This is a genomic window from Sphingosinicella sp. LHD-64 (assembly GCF_031157375.1).
Lineage (GTDB): Bacteria > Pseudomonadota > Alphaproteobacteria > Sphingomonadales > Sphingomonadaceae > Allosphingosinicella.
The window spans coordinates 1,364,471-1,380,248 of the sequence record NZ_JAVIFV010000001.1 but is presented as its reverse complement, the minus strand read 5'-3'; the positions used below and the strand labels follow the sequence as shown (position 1 = coordinate 1,380,248).

General features: G+C 69.5%; 18 protein-coding genes. 13 read left to right on the top strand and 5 right to left on the bottom strand.

Annotation, left to right across the window (positions count from 1 at the left end):
• The first annotated feature begins 73 nt into the window (after positions 1 to 73).
• The 7 genes from RCO27_RS06700 to RCO27_RS06670 all read left to right on the top strand — a co-directional run bounded on the left by RCO27_RS06700 (position 74) and on the right by RCO27_RS06670 (position 6,569).
• The gene (locus tag RCO27_RS06700) at positions 74 to 1,024 is read left to right on the top strand and encodes a LysR family transcriptional regulator (protein ID WP_309001853.1); all 951 of its coding nucleotides are present in this window, start codon (positions 74 to 76) and stop codon (positions 1,022 to 1,024) included.
• Positions 1,025 to 1,146: 122 nt separating this feature from the next.
• Entirely contained in the window at positions 1,147 to 2,082 is a 936-nt protein-coding gene (locus RCO27_RS06695; protein ID WP_309001852.1) for an aldo/keto reductase, read from the top strand.
• The gene (locus RCO27_RS06690; protein WP_309001851.1) at positions 2,072 to 3,376 is read left to right on the top strand and encodes an MFS transporter; all 1,305 of its coding nucleotides are present in this window, start codon (positions 2,072 to 2,074) and stop codon (positions 3,374 to 3,376) included. The genes RCO27_RS06695 and RCO27_RS06690 overlap by 11 nt, the downstream gene beginning before the upstream one ends.
• 31 nt (positions 3,377 to 3,407) lie before the next feature.
• Positions 3,408 to 5,261, top strand: coding sequence for a DUF885 domain-containing protein (locus RCO27_RS06685; RefSeq protein WP_309001850.1), 1,854 nt, complete (start codon positions 3,408 to 3,410; stop codon positions 5,259 to 5,261).
• A complete protein-coding gene (locus tag RCO27_RS06680) occupies positions 5,261 to 5,527 on the top strand; it encodes a DUF3297 family protein (protein ID WP_309001849.1) in 267 nt (88 codons plus the stop codon). The genes RCO27_RS06685 and RCO27_RS06680 overlap by 1 nt, the downstream gene beginning before the upstream one ends.
• A 36-nt stretch (positions 5,528 to 5,563) precedes the next feature.
• Complete coding sequence (locus tag RCO27_RS06675; protein ID WP_309001848.1) at positions 5,564 to 6,064, top strand: TIGR02281 family clan AA aspartic protease; 501 nt, start codon at positions 5,564 to 5,566, stop codon at positions 6,062 to 6,064.
• Between the two features lie 37 nt (positions 6,065 to 6,101).
• Positions 6,102 to 6,569: a YaiI/YqxD family protein gene (locus RCO27_RS06670; protein ID WP_309001847.1), complete on the top strand. Its 468-nt coding sequence runs from the start codon at positions 6,102 to 6,104 to the stop codon at positions 6,567 to 6,569.
• Here the strand turns inward: RCO27_RS06670 and RCO27_RS06665 are convergent.
• Positions 6,566 to 7,495: a DUF808 domain-containing protein gene (locus tag RCO27_RS06665; RefSeq protein WP_309001846.1), complete on the bottom strand. Its 930-nt coding sequence runs from the start codon at positions 7,493 to 7,495 to the stop codon at positions 6,566 to 6,568. The genes RCO27_RS06670 and RCO27_RS06665 overlap by 4 nt on opposite strands.
• A 161-nt stretch (positions 7,496 to 7,656) precedes the next feature.
• Between RCO27_RS06665 and RCO27_RS06660 the strand changes: the two genes are divergently transcribed.
• Positions 7,657 to 8,112, top strand: coding sequence for a helix-turn-helix domain-containing protein (locus RCO27_RS06660; RefSeq protein WP_309001845.1), 456 nt, complete (start codon positions 7,657 to 7,659; stop codon positions 8,110 to 8,112).
• A gap of 2 nt (positions 8,113 to 8,114) precedes the next feature.
• Positions 8,115 to 9,473, top strand: coding sequence for a S41 family peptidase (locus tag RCO27_RS06655; protein WP_309001844.1), 1,359 nt, complete (start codon positions 8,115 to 8,117; stop codon positions 9,471 to 9,473).
• A gap of 49 nt (positions 9,474 to 9,522) precedes the next feature.
• Here RCO27_RS06655 and panC read toward each other — a convergent pair whose 3' ends face one another.
• A complete protein-coding gene (gene panC / locus RCO27_RS06650; RefSeq protein WP_309001843.1) occupies positions 9,523 to 10,368 on the bottom strand; it encodes a pantoate--beta-alanine ligase in 846 nt (281 codons plus the stop codon).
• 86 nt (positions 10,369 to 10,454) lie between these two features.
• Here panC and RCO27_RS06645 point away from each other — a divergent pair, with 86 nt between their 5' ends.
• Genes RCO27_RS06645 through pgmG form a run of 3 tightly spaced genes read left to right on the top strand, consistent with a single transcriptional unit; the run spans position 10,455 to position 12,943 of the window.
• Entirely contained in the window at positions 10,455 to 11,261 is an 807-nt protein-coding gene (locus tag RCO27_RS06645; protein ID WP_309001842.1) for a division plane positioning ATPase MipZ, read from the top strand.
• Entirely contained in the window at positions 11,261 to 11,536 is a 276-nt protein-coding gene (locus RCO27_RS06640; protein ID WP_309001841.1) for a DnaJ domain-containing protein, read from the top strand. The genes RCO27_RS06645 and RCO27_RS06640 overlap by 1 nt, the downstream gene beginning before the upstream one ends.
• A gap of 24 nt (positions 11,537 to 11,560) precedes the next feature.
• Positions 11,561 to 12,943: a phosphoglucomutase/phosphomannomutase PgmG gene (gene pgmG / locus RCO27_RS06635; protein WP_309001840.1), complete on the top strand. Its 1,383-nt coding sequence runs from the start codon at positions 11,561 to 11,563 to the stop codon at positions 12,941 to 12,943.
• On the opposite strand, the gene RCO27_RS06630 is transcribed toward pgmG, so the two are convergent.
• The gene (locus tag RCO27_RS06630) at positions 12,940 to 13,905 is read right to left on the bottom strand and encodes an alpha/beta hydrolase (RefSeq protein WP_309001839.1); all 966 of its coding nucleotides are present in this window, start codon (positions 13,903 to 13,905) and stop codon (positions 12,940 to 12,942) included. The genes pgmG and RCO27_RS06630 overlap by 4 nt on opposite strands.
• Positions 13,906 to 14,009: 104 nt before the next feature.
• Between RCO27_RS06630 and RCO27_RS06625 the strand changes: the two genes are divergently transcribed.
• Positions 14,010 to 14,252: a hypothetical protein gene (locus RCO27_RS06625; protein ID WP_309001838.1), complete on the top strand. Its 243-nt coding sequence runs from the start codon at positions 14,010 to 14,012 to the stop codon at positions 14,250 to 14,252.
• Here RCO27_RS06625 and RCO27_RS06620 read toward each other — a convergent pair.
• Positions 14,249 to 15,247, bottom strand: a complete 999-nt coding sequence (locus tag RCO27_RS06620) for a ligase-associated DNA damage response exonuclease (RefSeq protein WP_309001837.1) — start codon at positions 15,245 to 15,247, stop codon at positions 14,249 to 14,251. The genes RCO27_RS06625 and RCO27_RS06620 overlap by 4 nt on opposite strands.
• The gene (locus RCO27_RS06615; RefSeq protein ID WP_309001836.1) at positions 15,247 to 15,771 is read right to left on the bottom strand and encodes a methyltransferase domain-containing protein; all 525 of its coding nucleotides are present in this window, start codon (positions 15,769 to 15,771) and stop codon (positions 15,247 to 15,249) included. Before RCO27_RS06615 ends, RCO27_RS06620 begins: the two co-directional genes overlap by 1 nt.
• Between the last annotated feature and the right edge of the window lie 7 nt (positions 15,772 to 15,778).

The window sequence follows — 15,778 nt, the reverse complement described above, 5'->3', positions numbered from 1 at the left end:
TTTGCAGGGAGGGATCTAGTCCGGTAAGGGTGTTGCCAGAAGATCAGCAACAATCATCATGGTGTTTCGAAAAATGGAACGCTCATCCACCGATCTCGTCGATGTCCTGTCCTTCGTCCGCGTGGTGGAGACCGGCTCCTTTGCCCGCGCCGCGGAGCGGATGGGGCTCTCCAAGCCGGTCCTGTCGCGCCGCGTCGCGCGGCTCGAGGAGCAATTGGGCGCGCGCCTCCTCACCCGCACCGCGCGCGGCGCGCAGCCGACCGACATCGGCCAGGCCTATTATGCCCGCGCCGCCAATATCCTGACCGAGCTGGAAGCGGCCGAGGAGGTGGTCGCCGAGGCGGTGACACAGATTGCCGGTCCGATCCGGATCACCGCGCCGCTGACCTTCGGCGTGGCCCATCTTGCCCCCGCGCTCGCGGATTTCGTCAAGCTGCATCCCAAGGTTGAGCTCGACGTCGAGTTCGAGGACCGCACGGTCGACCTCGCCGGCGGCGGCTACGACCTCGCGGTCCGGATCGGCCGGTTGGCGGATTCGGCGCTGATCGCGCGACGGATCGCGCCTGTGCGCAAGCATGTGTTTGCGAGCCCCACCTATCTGGAAGCGCGCGGCCGCCCGTCCCGTCCCGCCGATTTCGCCGACCATGACATCCTTCTCTACGCGAACGAGCAGTGGCGCTTCCGGGTTGGCGAGCGCTGGGAGACGGTGCGGGTCGCGCCGCGGCTGCGCAGCAACAATGGCGACATGCTGCTCGCCGCCTGCGAGGCGGGTCTGGGCCTGTGCATGCTGCCGAGTTTCATCGCGGCGCCGGCGCTCGCCCGGCGGACGATCGAAGGGCTGGTGCTCGACTATCCGGCGGAGGAAGGCGCGCTGCACGCCGTGATGCCGCCGGGCCGCGCGACGACGGCGCGGGTACGGGCGCTGGTCGATTTCCTCGTCGCCCGCTTCGGGCCGGAGCCCAGCTGGGACCCGTGCTGGCACGTCCAGAAGGCGTACGAGAGAGGCGCGGTCGAGGCGGCCTGAACCGCCGGGCGCGACAAACTGCGACAAATTTTGCCTGGGGTTCGGGGCAGGATCGCCCTACCCAGGAACAGGTTTGTCCGAACTTCCGCCGCCCGCGCACCCCCAGCGATGAGGAGACGATGATGATCGACCGCCGTAGCCTGCTTGCCGGCCTTGCCTCCCTCCCCTTTGCCGCCAGCGCGGCCTGCGCCCAGTCCTCGGGCCAGCCGCCGGCGCCAGCCACCGGCGGCGCGCTGCGCACCGTCCGGATTCCCGGCGCCGATGTCGAGGTGCCGATCGTCGGCGTCGGCACGGCGCGGCGCTATGACGATCCGCAGGGCGCCGAGGCGCTGGCGCCGCTGCGCGACACGATCCGGCGCTTCGCCGAGCTGGGCGGACAGGTGATCGACACGGCGCCCTCCTACGGCCGGGCTGAGGAGGTGGTGGGCCAGCTCGTCGAGGAGCTCGGCGTGCGCGACCGGCTGTTCCTCGCCACCAAAGTCGGCGTCGACACCCGCGAGGAAGGCGTGGCGCAGATCGAGGAGTCGTTCCGCAAGCTGCGCACCGCGCGGATCGACCTCATCGCCGTCCACAACCTGCGCGACGTCGACAACCAGCTCGCCATCCTGCGCGACCTCAAGTCGGCCGGACGCATCCGCGCACTCGGCATCACCACCTCGTCCGACCGCCAGTATGAGCAATTCGAGGCGGTGATGCGCCGAGAGGCGCTCGACACGATCCAGGTCGATTATGCGCTCGACAACCGCAATGCCGCCGAGCGCATCCTGCCGCTCGCGCAGGAGCGGGGCTTCGCGGTGTTCATCAACCTGCCGTTCGGCCGCGATCGGCTGTTCGGCGCGACCCGCGACCGGCCGCTGCCCGACTGGGCGGCGGAGATCGGTGCGACCAGCTGGGCACAGGTCTTCCTCAAGTATGTGCTGTCGCATCCGTGCCGGCCGATCGCGATCCCGGGCATGGCGCAGGTCCGCTACGTCGAGGACAATCTCGGCGCAGCGCGCGCGCCGCTGCCGGATGCGGCGATGCGGACGCGGATGGAGCAGTTTATCGATGGCCTCTGAGGCGCCGGCGGACGGCGTCCTCGGCCGGCTCTTCGGGGCGCGCGGCCATGAGCTGCCGGCGGTGCTCGCCGGCTTCGCGCTCTTCTTCCTGCTGTTCGCCAGCTATTTCATGCTGCGGCCGGTGCGCGAGACGTTCGGCATCGCCAGCGGCGTCGAGAACCTCCACCTGCTCTGGACCGGCACCTTTGTCGCCGCGCTGATCGTCGTGCCGCTCTATGGCTGGCTGAGCCGCAAGGTGCCGCGACGCGCCCTGCTGCCGGCCACCTATATCGTCTCCGGTCTGGTGATGATCGGCTTCGCGATCAGCCTCGCGACCGATCCCGACAATATCTGGGCAGCGCGCGGCTTCTACGTCTGGCTGTCGGTGATGAACCTGTTTCTCATCTCGATCGCCTGGAGCCTGATGGCGGACGTGTTCGCGACCGACCAGGGCCGCCGCCTGTTCGGCCAGATCGCCGCCGGTGCGAGCCTTGGCGGGCTGGCCGGCCCGCTGATCAGCGGCCTGCTGGTGGCGCCGCTCGGGCATGCCGGCCTGCTTGTCCTGTCGGTCGTGCTGCTGCTCGCCACCTTGCCCTTCGCCTGGTGGCTGCTGCGCTGGCGCGAACGTCATGGCCGCCCGGACGACGCCCGTCCGTCTGATGAAATAATCGGCGGCTCGATCTGGGCGGGCCTGATCCTCATCTGGCGCACGCCCTGGCTGATGGCGATCTCGGCCTTCGTCATCCTGCTGACCTCGGCCACCACCTTCCTCTATTTCGAGCAGGCGCGGATCGTCGAGGCGACCTTCCCGGACCGCACGGCACAGACCCAGGTGTTCGCCGCGATCGACACGATCGTGCAGGCGCTGACCATCCTCCTCCAGATCTTCGCGACCGGCCAGCTCGCCCGCCGGCTCGGCGTCACTGTGCTGTTGACCGCAGTGCCGATCCTGATGGTCTTCGGCTTCGGCCTGCTCGCCCTCGCCGCGACCTTCCCGGTGCTCGCCGGGGTGATGATCGCGCGGCGGGTCGGCGAATATGCCTTCGTCCGGGTGGGCCGCGAGATGCTGTTCACCCGGGTCGATGCCGAGACCAAGTACAAGGCGAAGAATGCGATCGACACCTTCGTCTATCGCGGCGGCGACCTGATCAGCGGCTGGGCCAATGCCGGGTTGGTTGCGGTCGGATCGTCGGCGCTCGCGGCGCTTGGCGGCGTGGCGATCTCGGTCGCCTGGGCCGCGCTCGGCTTCGCGATCGGCCGGCGCGACGATCGGGTCGACGCGGCCAGTGGACGCGCCGCGATCAGCCGTTATTAAGCACTAACACACCGATAAGGGGGATCCTGCCTTGAAGCGCTACCTTCCGCTCGCCGCGTTGCTGCTCGCCACCACCGGCCTCGCCGGCGCCCAGCCCCAGGCCGCGTCGGGCCCGGCCGCCGGCGCGGTGCCGACGACCAGCGCCACCGCGACGCCGAACGCGGAGGACGCGCGCCTCACGACCTTTCTCGACGCCGCCTTCGACGAATCGATCGCCGACAGCCCGCAGACGCTGACCAGCCTGGGGTCGAAGGAGAAGTACGACCGCCTCAACGACTTTACCGATGGCTTCCGCGAGCGGCAGATGCAGCTGCGCGAGCGCCAGCTCGCGGCGATGCGCGCCCAGTTCAACCCGGAGCGGCTGAGCCCGGCCGGACGGCTCAGCTACCGTCTCTTCGAGGAGGATGTGGAGGACGACCGCGCCGCCTTCCGCTGGCGGTGGCACAGCTTCCCGGCGACCAATTTCAGCAGCCCGATGGGCAGCATCCCGGTCTTCATGATCAACAACCATCGCATCGACAATGTGTCGGACGCGGAGGCCTATGTGTCGCGCCTCGCCGACGTCGAGCGGGTGATGGGCGAGATCAGCGCCAACATGCGCCACCAGACCGGGCTCGGCATCGTGCCGCCGGCTTTCAACTTCGCGCCGGTGCTCGAGGACGGCCAGCGCATCCTGACCGGCGCGCCGTTCACCGAGGGTGCGGACGGCGCCCTGTTCGCCGACTTCAAGCGCAAGGTGAACGCGCTGGAGATTGCGCAGGGCGAGAAGGACCGGCTGATCGCGGCGGCGCGCGCGGCGCTCACCGGCCCGTTCCGGCGCGGCTACGAGACGATGCTGGAAACGGTGCGGGAGATCCAGCCGCGCGCCACCGGCAACAACGGCGCGTGGAGCCTGCCCGACGGCGCCGCCCTCTATGCCCAGCGCCTGCGCCAATCGACCACCACCGACCTCAGCGCCGAGCAGATCCACCAGATCGGCCTGCAGCAGGTCGCGCGCATCCATGGCGAGATGGAACGGATCAAGGCGCAGGTTGGCTTCACCGGCACGCTCACCCAGTTCTTCGCCCACATCAATGCGGGCGCCGAGTTCAAATATCCGAACACGGCGGACGGCCGCGAGCAGTATCTCGCCGACGCGCGCCGCTACATCGCGCAGGTGATGGAGGTGGCGCCGCGCTGGTTCCGCCGGCTGCCGCGCGCACCGCTGGAGGTCCGCGCGGTCGAGGCGTTCCGGCAGGAGACGGCCGCGGTCGCCTTCTACAACCGCCCGTCGCCGGACGGGTCGCGGCCGGGCATCTACTACGTCAACCTCGCCGACATGAACCAGGTGCTGAAGCCGCAGACCGAGGCGATCTCCTACCATGAGGGCGCGCCCGGCCACCATTTCCAGAGCGCGCTGGCGCAGGAGCTGCCCAACGTGCCCAAGTTCCGCCGGTTCGGCGGCAACAGCGCCTATGGCGAGGGCTGGGGACTCTATGCCGAGCAGCTCGGCCAGGAGATGGGCTTCTACCAGGATCCCATGTCCGAGTTCGGCATGCTCTCGACCCAGTTGTGGCGGGCGATCCGGCTGGTCGTCGACACCGGCATCCACCATCACCGCTGGACGCGCGAGCAGGCGATCGACTATTTCATGGAGAACGGTCTCCTGTCGCGGCGCGACGCGACCAAGGAGATCGAACGCTACTTCAACATCCCCGGCCAGGCGACCAGCTACATGATCGGCCGGCTGAAGATCCTGGAGCTGCGCGATCGGGCGCGGGCGGCTCTCGGCGACCGGTTCGATATCCGCGATTTCCACGCGGTGGTGCTCGAGAACGGCAATGTGCCGCTCGACGTGCTCGAAAGCCTGGTCGACGCGTGGATCGCCGAACGGAGGAATGGCTAATGGCGGAAACGCCCCCGGATCGCCTGTCGAACAACCCAAGGAGCCCGCATTTCGACATGGAGGCACTGCAGCGCGGCGTCGGCATCCGCTTCAAGGGGCGGGTGCGCGAGGATGTCGAGGAATATTGCGTCTCCGAAGGCTGGGTCCGCGTCGCCGCCGGCAAGGCGGTCGACCGCCACGGCCTGCCGGTGACGGTGAAGCTCAACGGCGAGATCGAGACCTGGTGGCGCGACGAGGGCGAGGCCGGGGACGAAGACGCCCGTTAACCCGGTCTTGGCGGACGTCATGCGATGGCGTCCGCCATGTCGGGCAACACTCTGTTCTGGGCGGGCGCGCTGCTGATCGGGGCAGTGCTGCTCTTGCCCGATGGATCGCGCGAAGCCGCCGGTCCGGCGCCCGAGGCGGGCGGGAAGCCGCCGGCGCCGGCACCCGTCGCGGCCCGCGGGTTCGCCAGCCATGAGCTGCGCCGCGGCCCGGACGGCCATTTCTATGCCGAGGCCGACGTCAACGGCGCGCGCATCCGCTTCCTCGTCGACACCGGCGCGAGCCTGGTCGCGTTGACCGCCGAAGACGCGCGGCGGGCAGGGATCCGGCCGGGCGACGCCCGCGCCTCGGCGATGGGGGCAGGCGGCGAGATCGAGATCGCGCCGGTGACGATCGACCGGATCGCGGTCGGCCCGATCGAGACACGGGGCGTCCGCGGCGCCGTCGTCGAGAAGCTGCCCGTCTCGCTGCTCGGCCAGAGCTTCCTGCAGGAGGCCGACGGGGTCGAGATCGCGGGCGACCGGATGGTGCTGCGCTAGGTTGTCCGACCGGGTCTCGCCGGACTAAGGCGCGGCGATGCCCGCGATGATCCTGGTCGATGCCGATGCCTGCCCGGTCAAGGACGAGGTCTACAAGGTCGCCTGGCGCCACGAGGTCGCGGTCCGCATCGTCAGCAATGCCTGGCTGCGCGTGCCGCAGCATCCGCTGATCGAGCGTGTCGTCGTGGACGCCGGCTTCGACGCGGCCGACGACTGGATCGCGGTGCATATCGATGCCGACACGGTGGTGGTGACTGGCGACATCCTGCTCGCCGACCGCTGCCTCAAGGCCGGCGCGGCGGCAGTGATCGCGCCCAACGGCAAGCCCTTCACGACGGCTTCGATCGGCGGCGCCATTGCCACCCGCGCGATCATGGCCGACCTGCGCGCCGGGGCGGATGGGGTTGGCGGCGGGCCGGCGCCCTTCGCCAAAGCCGACCGCTCGCGCTTCCTCTCGGCGCTGGACGAAGCGCTGGTGCGGTTGAAGCGGACGCGGCCCGCTTAGTGCTTCTTCTTCGCGGCGTGCAGGGCTGCGACAATGACGCCGCCGACGATCAGGCCGACGATGCCTGATCCGATCGCGCCCACGATCCATTGGACGGCGCCTTGGGCGACGGGGACGGCGTGGCCGGCGACCTCGGCAGCATGGTGAACCCAGTGCGGGATCGGGGTGAGATGGAAGACCTCGAGGCCATGGACGATGATGCCGCCGCCGACCCAGATCATCGCCGCGGTGCCGATGATCGACAAAGCCTTCAGCAGGATGGGCATGGTCCTGACCAGCCCGCGGCCGAGCGCCTGGGCGCTGCCGTTGGGCCGGCCGGCGAGGTGGAGGCCGACATCGTCCATCTTCACGATCAGCGCGACGACGCCGTAGACGCCGACCGTGATCGCGATCGCGACCGCGGCGAGGACGGCGGCCTGCATCACCGCCGACTGCTCGGGCAGCTCGGCGAGCGCGATCGCCATGATCTCGGCCGAGAGGATGAAATCGGTGCGGATCGCACCGGCGACCTGCCGATCCTCCAGCTCCCGGGGATCGGTGATCTCGACCACCTCGGCGCCATGATCCTCGCCGCGCGCCGCCTCGACCACCTTCTCGGTGCCCTCGAAGCAGAGATAGGCGCCGCCGACCATCAGGATCGGCACGATCGCCCAGGGCGCGAGCAGGCTGAGGCCGACTGCGGCCGGGAGCAGGAAGAGCAGCTTGTTCTTGAGCGAGCCGCGCGCGATCTTGGCGATGATCGGCAGCTCGCGCTCCGGCGAGAGGCCGACGACGTAGCGCGGCGTCACCGCCGTGTCGTCGATCACCACACCGGCCGCCTTGGCTCCGGCCTTGCCGGCCGCGCCGGCCACGTCGTCGAGCGACGAGGCCGCCAGTTTCGTGAGCGCCGCCACGTCGTCGAGCAGCGCGACCAATCCCCCGGGCATGCGAATCCTCTGATCGTAAGAGCTGAAGACTGGCTAGCGGGCTATGCGGCGCGGCGCATCCCAAAACTGCCTTGGCCTCTACCCATCAGGGCGTGATCTGCTGTATTGACACGGCAGGACAGCAAAATATAACAGCACTTATGTATTATACCCGACCAACCTTGGGTACACTTCTCCGACGGCTGATCGAGCATCTCGATGGCGCGGTCGAGGCCAGCTATACCGGTGACGGGCTGGACTACCGCCCCCGCTACACGCCGATCGTCCGCGCGCTGGTGCGGGACGGGCCGGCCACGATCCGCGATCTCGCCGCGCGAACCGGCGTTTCCCACTCGGCCGCGAGCCAGACCGTTGCCCAGATGGCGGAACATGCGCTGGTGACGCTGGTGCCGGGCGCCGACGCCCGCGAGCGTATCGTCGCCGCCGCACCGGCGCTCGAAGCGATGTTGCCGCAGCTTGAACGCCGCTGGGCCGCCACCGAAGCTGCCGCCCGCTCCATCGACACCGATCTCGGCCTTCCGCTCGCGGATGTCGTGGCGCAGGCGCTCGACGCTCTGGAATGCCAGCCTTTCGCCGACCGCATCCGCCAGTCCGAAGCCGTCCATCCGGAGACCTGACAATGATACCCAGGACCCTCGTCGCGGCGATCGCCGCATTGACCCCCCTCGCCCCGGCGCCCGCGCTCGCCCAGCGCGCCGCCCCGACCGCTGTCGCGCGGTCCGATGCACTGACCGCGCTCACCGTCGAGCAGCGAACCGCGGCGATCGAGGCGATCATCGCCGCCGTGCGAGAGAAATATGTGTTTCCCGACCGGGTGCCGGTGATCGAGGCGCGGCTGCGCGCGAGTCTTGCCAACGGTCGCTACACGACGGAGTCGCCCGGAAACTTCGCCGAGCGCGTGACCGAGGACCTGCGCGAGTCGAGTCAGGACCGCCACATGTACGTCAACGTGGATCCGGCTCAGTATCGGCTGGCCGTCGCGGCGACCGGCGCGCCGGAGGAAGATCCGGCGATGGCGGCCTACTGGCGCCGGCTGGCTGTGCGATCGAACCATGGCCTTCGGGACATGCGCATCCTCCCCGGCAACGTCCGCTACCTCAAGGTGGCCGGCTTCAACTGGGTCGATGACGAAAGCGGGGCCGCCTACGATGCGGCGGCGCGTTTCCTAAGAGACGGCGACGCGATCGTCATCGACCTGCGCGGCAATGGCGGCGGCTCGCACGGCGCGGTCAACTACCTGATCAGCCATTTCCTGGCACCCAACCGGCTGGAAATGACCTTCCTGCAGGGCGGCGAAACGCCGTCCCAGTCACGGAGTCTCGGATATCTCCCCGCAGGCCGGCTGACCGGACGGCCGCTCTACGTCCTGATCGATGGCCGCACCGGATCGGCGGCGGAGGCGTTCGCCTATGACGTGCAGCAGTTCCGGCTCGGCCGGCTGGTCGGGGCAAAGACCGGAGGTGCGGCCAACAACAACGGCTTCACCCCGATCGCCCCGGGCTTCATGCTGAGTGTCTCCTTCGGGCGACCGGTCCATGCGGTCAGCCAGTCGAACTGGGAAGGCGTCGGCGTCAGCCCCGACGTCGCGGTGGCGCCGCAGCAGGCGCTGGACACCGCCCTCTCGTTGGCGCTGGCCGATCTGGAAGGTCGCACCGGGGCCGATGCGGCGGACCGGGCCGACTGGGCCTGGGCGCGAAGCGGAATCGAGGCACGGTTGCATCCGGTTGCAGTCCCCGCCGATCGGCTGCGGCCACTCGCCGGCACATATGGTAGCAACCGCGTCGTATTCAGGGACGGCGCGCTCTGGCTGGAACGGGCGGATCGCCCGACGGCCCGGCTGATGCCAATGACCAGTGACGGCCTGTTCCTGGCGGAAGGCTATGACGATGCGCTCAGGCTGCGTCTCACCGGGCCGGCAATGGAGATCATGTGGATCGATGAACCGGCGTCGCGCACCGTTCCCCGGTCTGCCGACTGATCGTTCTGCAGCGCATGCCAGCCGAACAGCACATGGCTGGCCGAAGATCCTATGCCGATAGCACCGGCAGGTTGTCGATCAGCCGGGTGCGGCCCATTCGGGCGGCGGCGAGCAGGCGAGCCGGTCGGTCGAGGGTAGCCAGTGGCGCGAGACTTTCGGCGTCGCTCAGGGTGACATAGTCGATCGGATCGAAGCCGGCAGCGGCGAGGCGAGTGCGGGCGCGGTCCAGCACTTCGGCCACGTCGCCGCCCTCGATCATCGCCTGGGCGGCCTCGCCGAGCGACCGCGGCAGGGCGCGGGCGGCCTTGCGTTCCTCGTCCGAGAGATAGGCGTTGCGCGATGAGAGGGCGAGGCCGTCGGCGTCGCGCTGGGTGGGGACGCCGACGATCTCGATCGCGAGATCGAGGTCGCGGACCAGCCGGCGGATGACGCAGAGCTGCTGATAATCCTTCTCGCCGAACAGGGCGACGTCGGGGCGGACCTGGTTGAACAATTTGACGACGACGGTGGCGACGCCGTCGAAATGGCCGGGGCGGGCGGCACCGTCGAGCCCCTCGCTGACGCCGGCGACGCTGATGTTGGTCGCGAAGCCGTCCGGATACATGGCGGCCACGTCCGGCGCCCAGAGGATCGCGCAGCCCTCGTCCTCCAGCATCCGGGCATCGCCCGCCTCGCGGCGGGGATAGGTGGAGAGATCCTCGGTCGGCGCGAACTGCTTCGGATTGACGAAGATCGAGGCGACGACATGGGCGGCGCGGCGGCGGCCTTCGGCGACCAGCGCCATGTGGCCGGCATGGAGCGCGCCCATGGTCGGCACCATCGCCACCCGGCCGCCGTCGGCGCGCAGCGCCGTCACCGCCTCGCGGAGCGCCTCGGTCTCACGGATGATTTGCACGGCCCGACGGCCTCCGATAGAGGGACTGGAGCGCGGTTCCTTGGCCGTGCGACGGTTCAAGATCAAGTGTTGGGGCAGTGATCGACATGGCCGGCTCTGGCCCGCATTTTCTCGTCTTCGCCAACGAAAAGGGCGGCACCGGCAAGTCCACCACCGCGGTGCACAGCGCGGTCGCGCTTGCCGCGCAGGGGCGCAAGGTCGCGGCGCTCGACCTCGACACGCGCCAGCGCACGCTCGGCCGCTATCTCGACAACCGCGCAGCGACGGTGAAGCGGATCGGTGTCGCGCTGCCGATCCCGGTCCACGATACGTTCGACCCGGCGAAGGGCGAGAGCCTCGACGACGTGATCGCGCGGGTGTCGGAGGGCGCCGACGTGCTCGTCATCGACACGCCCGGGCGCGACGATCCGCATGCCCGCGCGGCGATGGTGCGCGCGGACACGCTGGTCACGCCGATCAACGACAGCTTCGTCGATCTCGACCTGATCGGCGAGGTCGATGCCGAGACCTACCGGGTGCGCCGGCCGAGCTTCTATGCCGAGCTGGTCTGGAACAGCCGCACCCAGCGCGCCAAGACGCAGGGGCAGAGCGTCGACTGGGTCGTGCTGAGGAACCGCATGCAGCATGTCGAGGCGAAGAACATGCGCCGCGTCGGCGAGGCGCTCGGCGAGCTCTCGCGCCGGGTCGGTTTCCGGATCATCCCGGGCCTCGGCGAGCGTGTCATCTACCGCGAGCTCTTCCCCAAGGGGCTGACCCTGCTCGACCTCAAGCAGATCGGCGAGGTTGGCATCGCCCATATCGCCGCGCGGCAGGAGCTGCGCGAGATGATCGCCGGTTTCGCGCTGCCCGAGGCGGACGGCGCGGGCGCCCCGCGTCAGGCGGTCGCCGGCTGATGTTGAAGCTGCTCCTGCTCCTCGCCCTTGTGGCGGGGGCCTGGTGGTGGTGGCAGAACGGCCGCAAGCGCCCTGCCATGCCGCCCGCCGAGGCACGCGCGCTGCTCGGCGTCGGCGAGGACGCGACGCTGGCGGACATCCGCGAGGCGCACCGGCGGCTGATCCAGAAGGTCCATCCGGATGCCGGCGGATCGGCTGAGCTTGCCACAAGGGTCAATATGGCGCGCGACGCGTTGGTGGCGGAGTTGCAGCGCAGTACATCGCGCATGCGCTGATTCGGCCGCATGAACGGAGTATCCATGACCCACCAGTTCCACCCCACGTCCCTGCGCGAGTACGACATTCGCGGCGTCGTCGGAAAAACGCTCGGGGAGATGGATGCTTATGCCCTGGGGCGCAGCTTCGGAACTTTGGTGCGGCGCGCGGGTGGCGCAAAGGTCGCGGTCGGGCGCGACGGGCGGCAGAGTTCTCCGGCCATGGAAACGGCGCTGGTGCGCGGCCTGAACGAGAGCGGCGTCGATGTCGTGCGCGTGGGCCTCGGCCCGACGCCGATGCTCTATTTCGCGGCGGCCGAACTGGACGTCGACGGCGGCATCATGATCACCGGCAGCCACAATCCGGCCGACTATAACGGCTTCAAGATGGTTCTCGGCGGCAACGCCTTCTTCGGCCAGGACATCCAGGGTGTCGGCAGGATGGCGGCCGCCGGCGACTGGGAGACGGGCGAGGGCGCGGTGTCTGACGAGGACGTGATGGACCGCTATGTCGACCGGCTGCTCCAGGGCTTCGACGGCCACGCGTTCCGGATCGGCTGGGACGCCGGCAACGGTGCCGCCGGCCCGGTCGTCGAGCGGCTCGTCCAGAAGCTGCCGGGCGAGCATCATGTGCTGTTCTCCGAGGTCGACGGGCGCTTCCCCAACCACCATCCCGATCCGACCGACGAGAAGAATCTCGCGGACCTGAAGCAGCTCGTCCACGCCCACGGGCTCGATTTCGGCATCGCCTTCGACGGCGACGGCGACCGGATCGGCGCGGTCGACGGGCTCGGCCGGGTCGTCTGGGGCGACCAGCTCCTCGCCATCCTCGCCGAGCCGGTGCTGAAGGCCGTGCCGGGCGCGACGATCATCGCCGACGTGAAGGCGAGCCAGGCGCTGTTCGATCGGATCGCCGAGCTGGGCGGCACACCCTGCATGTGGAAGACCGGCCACAGCCTGATCAAGTCGAAGATGAAGGAAACCGGCGCGCCGCTCGCCGGCGAGATGAGCGGCCACATCTTCTTCGCGCATGACTATTACGGCTTCGACGACGCGCCCTATGCCGCGGTGCGGCTGATCCGGGCGGTGTCCGAGCTCGGCGGCTCGCTGACCGCCTTGCGGTCTGCGATGCCGGACGTCGTGAACACCCCCGAGATGCGTTTCCAGGTCGACGAGACCCGCAAGTTCGCGGTGGTCGACGAGGTGCTGGACCGGCTCGCGGCGGACGGAGCGGACGTCAACCGCACCGACGGCGCGCGGGTGAGCACCGACGACGGCTGGTGGCTGCTGCGCGCGTCCAACACCCAGGACGTGCTCGTCGCCCGCGCCGAGGCGAAGGACGAAGCGGGGCTCGGCCGGCTTGTCGCGCAGATCGACGATCAGCTGGCGCGCTCAGGCCTGCAGCGCGGGCCGCAGGCAGCGCACTAGCAGGCGCTGCGCTCCAGGGCGCGGGTGACGGCCGCGGCGAAACCCCGAGGATCGTCCAGCCAGACGGCATGGCCGCCGTCGCGGATCGGCGTCACGTTAAGGCAGCGGACAAGCGGGCCGCCCTCCCCGGCCAGCGCCGACCAGCCGGCGGCCGACGGATCGACATAGTCCTGATCGCCCTGGATCACGCTGATCGGGATCCGGCGCGCGCCGAGCATGGCGGGCACGTCCCAGTCTCCGGTCAAGCTGTTGCCCAGGCGCCCGCCGGTCTCGCCGTTGTAGAAGGCGCGGCCGCCCTCCATGTCGCGCCAGCGCTCGACATGGACCATGTTCACGCCGGCGAAGCGAATCCGCCAGTTGAGCGTACGCTGCCGGTCCGTCGAGGCCTCGGTCAGCTCCGCCACCCCCTCGGCGGCGAGGACGGCGGCGACCTCCGGCCGGCTGGTCATCGCGGTGCCGCGCTGGTTGATCGCGTCGAACGACCCGCCGCCGCGCGGCGGGAAGGCGCCGACCAGGATCAGGCCCGCGACCCGATCGGGGAAGCGGCGCAGATATTCATAGGCGAGTCGTGATCCCATCGAATGGGCGAATAGCACGAGGCGCTCCTCGCCGAGCTGGACGCGGAGCCGCTCGAGATCGTCGACCAGGTTCTCGACCGACAGGGTGTCGAGCGCGGCGCGGTGCGGCGAGAGCAGGCTGCCGCGCTGATCGTAAAGGACGAACTCGCGCACGCCGAGATGTGGCTCGATCGCGCGGACCATATAATAGAGATTGGCGCCGAACCCGCCGTGCAGCACGACCACGCGCGGGCCCCGGCCGAGCGAGGTCACGTAAACCAACGAGGTCCGGTCGCCGGTGGTCAGGTACCAGGCGTTGGCCTGGAGCTGGTGGAACAGGTCGTCGGGCGCCGCCGGTGCGGCCGATGCCGCACCGAGCAGGATTGCCGCAAGGATCGCTTTCACCCGCATCGCCCGCCTCCGTCGAAACCTCTCCTCAAGGCTAAGAGCGGTCAGCCCCGGCATTCCGCCATTGCGCTGTGCGGGCATTCGGCTATCGGCAGGAACCGATGCCCAAGCTCAACACCGACGCCTTGCTCTTCGCGCTCGCCTGGGCGGCGCTGGCGATGGCGGGCGGCGTGTCTGGCGGCTTCTTCCTCGGCGGTGCGCTGGCGCTGGCACTGCTCATCGTGGTGATGCCGCTGAGCGGCCTCATCCTGTCGAAGACCGGCAATTTCACGCTGGAGCGGCAGGTGCGCTGGGCGATCCTCGCGGCCGCCGCTGTCGGTGTGGCCGCCATCGCGACGCTCTAGTCGTCCTCGTCCTCGTAGCCGACCAGGTTCAGCTCGCGCGCCTTGATCTGGCGGGTCATGCACCAATGCTTCAGCGCGTCCTCGCGACCGTGCGTGATCCAGACCTCGCGCGGGGCGAGCTCCCGGATCGTCTCGGTAAGCTCGTCCCAATCGGCATGGTCGGAGACGATGAGCGGCATTTCGACCAGCCGCTGGCGCGCGCGCTGGCGGATGCGCATCCAGCCCGAGGCCATGGCGGTGATCGGATCGGGCAGGCGCCGCGACCAGCGATCGTTGAGTGAGCCAGGTGGGGCAAGGATGATCCGGCCCTTCAGCTTCTCCTTGGACACGCCGGTGGCCGGACGGAGGTCGCCGAGCGGCACGCCGAATTGGGCGTAGAGATCGCACAATCGTTCGAGAGCGCCGTGGATATAGATCGGATCGTGGTGGCCGCGGCAGCGCATCTCGACGATCAGCCGCTGCGCCTTGCCGAGCGCATAGGCGCCGACGAGGATGCAGCGATCGGGATTGTCGTGGAGGCGCTGGAGCAGGCGATCGATCTCCTCGGCGGTCGCCGGATGGCGGAAGACGGGCAGGCCGAAGGTCGCCTCGGTGACGAACACGTCGCAGGGCACCGGCTCGAAGGGCGCGCAGGTCGGGTCCGGCCGGCGCTTGTAGTCGCCGGAGACGACGATCCGCTCGCCGCCATGGTCGAGCACGATCTGGGCCGATCCGAGGACGTGACCGGCGGGGATGAAGCGGATGTCGACCTCGCCGAGCCGGACGCTCTCGCCATAGGCCACCGGGTTCTCGGGTTGCGGCCCGTAGCGGCAGGCCATGATCGCCAGCGTCTCGGGCGTCGCCCAGACCTTGTCATGGCCGCCGCGGGCATGATCCGCATGACCGTGGGTGACCAGCGCCCTGGCCTTCGGCTGGGAGGGATCGATCCACGCATCGGCCGGACGGACATAGATGCCCTCGGGACGCGGCTCGATCCAGGCGCCGAGGCGGGCCATCAGCGCTTGCGCCCCACGATGGCGAAGGCACCGGGCGCCGCGAACGTGCGGACGTCGGTGAAGCCGCGCGCCTCCAATGAGCGCAGGACCGGTTCAGTCGATTTGGCAAGGTCCGCGTCATAGAGGATCCAAGCCTCGCCACCGGAGCGCAGGCTGGCGGCGAGGTTCGGGAGCGCGACCCCCGGTTTTGTCCAGAAGCTGTTCACCCGCAGCGCGAAGGTGCGATCGAAGTCGCGGGGCGGGATGGGCGCCGTGTCGATGTCGCCCGAACGGACCTCGGCCTGGCCGGCGGCGATGGCGCCGGCATTGACAATGCGCGCGCGCGCGACGGCGGTGTCGGACCGATCGATGGCGACGACTCGGGCGGAGGTCCGCGCGCAGATCAGCGCGGTGGCCTGGCCGGTGCCGCAGCCGATCTCGAGCAGGCGCTCGCCGTCCCGGGGCGCGAACAGGTCGATTGCCGCCACGATCCGGGCAGATACGGCGATCGGAAAGTGCTCGATCCGGGAACCCTGGAAGGCCATGAAACCT

What these genes read in the sequence shown, in the direction of transcription:
- pgmG (WP_309001840.1), top strand. Translation starts at nt 11,561, where the DNA reads ATGACCCACCAGTTCCACCCCACGTCCCTGCGCGAGTACGACATTCGC.
- RCO27_RS06695 (WP_309001852.1), top strand. Translation starts at nt 1,147, where the DNA reads ATGATCGACCGCCGTAGCCTGCTTGCCGGCCTTGCCTCCCTCCCCTTT.
- RCO27_RS06655 (WP_309001844.1), top strand. Translation starts at nt 8,115, where the DNA reads ATGATACCCAGGACCCTCGTCGCGGCGATCGCCGCATTGACCCCCCTC.
- RCO27_RS06625 (WP_309001838.1), top strand. Translation starts at nt 14,010, where the DNA reads ATGCCCAAGCTCAACACCGACGCCTTGCTCTTCGCGCTCGCCTGGGCG.
- RCO27_RS06665 (WP_309001846.1), bottom strand. Translation starts at nt 7,495, where the DNA reads ATGCCCGGGGGATTGGTCGCGCTGCTCGACGACGTGGCGGCGCTCACG.
- RCO27_RS06615 (WP_309001836.1), bottom strand. Translation starts at nt 15,771, where the DNA reads ATGGCCTTCCAGGGTTCCCGGATCGAGCACTTTCCGATCGCCGTATCT.
- RCO27_RS06680 (WP_309001849.1), top strand. Translation starts at nt 5,261, where the DNA reads ATGGCGGAAACGCCCCCGGATCGCCTGTCGAACAACCCAAGGAGCCCG.
- RCO27_RS06670 (WP_309001847.1), top strand. Translation starts at nt 6,102, where the DNA reads ATGCCCGCGATGATCCTGGTCGATGCCGATGCCTGCCCGGTCAAGGAC.
- RCO27_RS06700 (WP_309001853.1), top strand. Translation starts at nt 74, where the DNA reads ATGGAACGCTCATCCACCGATCTCGTCGATGTCCTGTCCTTCGTCCGC.
- RCO27_RS06640 (WP_309001841.1), top strand. Translation starts at nt 11,261, where the DNA reads ATGTTGAAGCTGCTCCTGCTCCTCGCCCTTGTGGCGGGGGCCTGGTGG.
- RCO27_RS06675 (WP_309001848.1), top strand. Translation starts at nt 5,564, where the DNA reads ATGTCGGGCAACACTCTGTTCTGGGCGGGCGCGCTGCTGATCGGGGCA.
- RCO27_RS06645 (WP_309001842.1), top strand. Translation starts at nt 10,455, where the DNA reads ATGGCCGGCTCTGGCCCGCATTTTCTCGTCTTCGCCAACGAAAAGGGC.
- RCO27_RS06690 (WP_309001851.1), top strand. Translation starts at nt 2,072, where the DNA reads ATGGCCTCTGAGGCGCCGGCGGACGGCGTCCTCGGCCGGCTCTTCGGG.
- RCO27_RS06620 (WP_309001837.1), bottom strand. Translation starts at nt 15,247, where the DNA reads ATGGCCCGCCTCGGCGCCTGGATCGAGCCGCGTCCCGAGGGCATCTAT.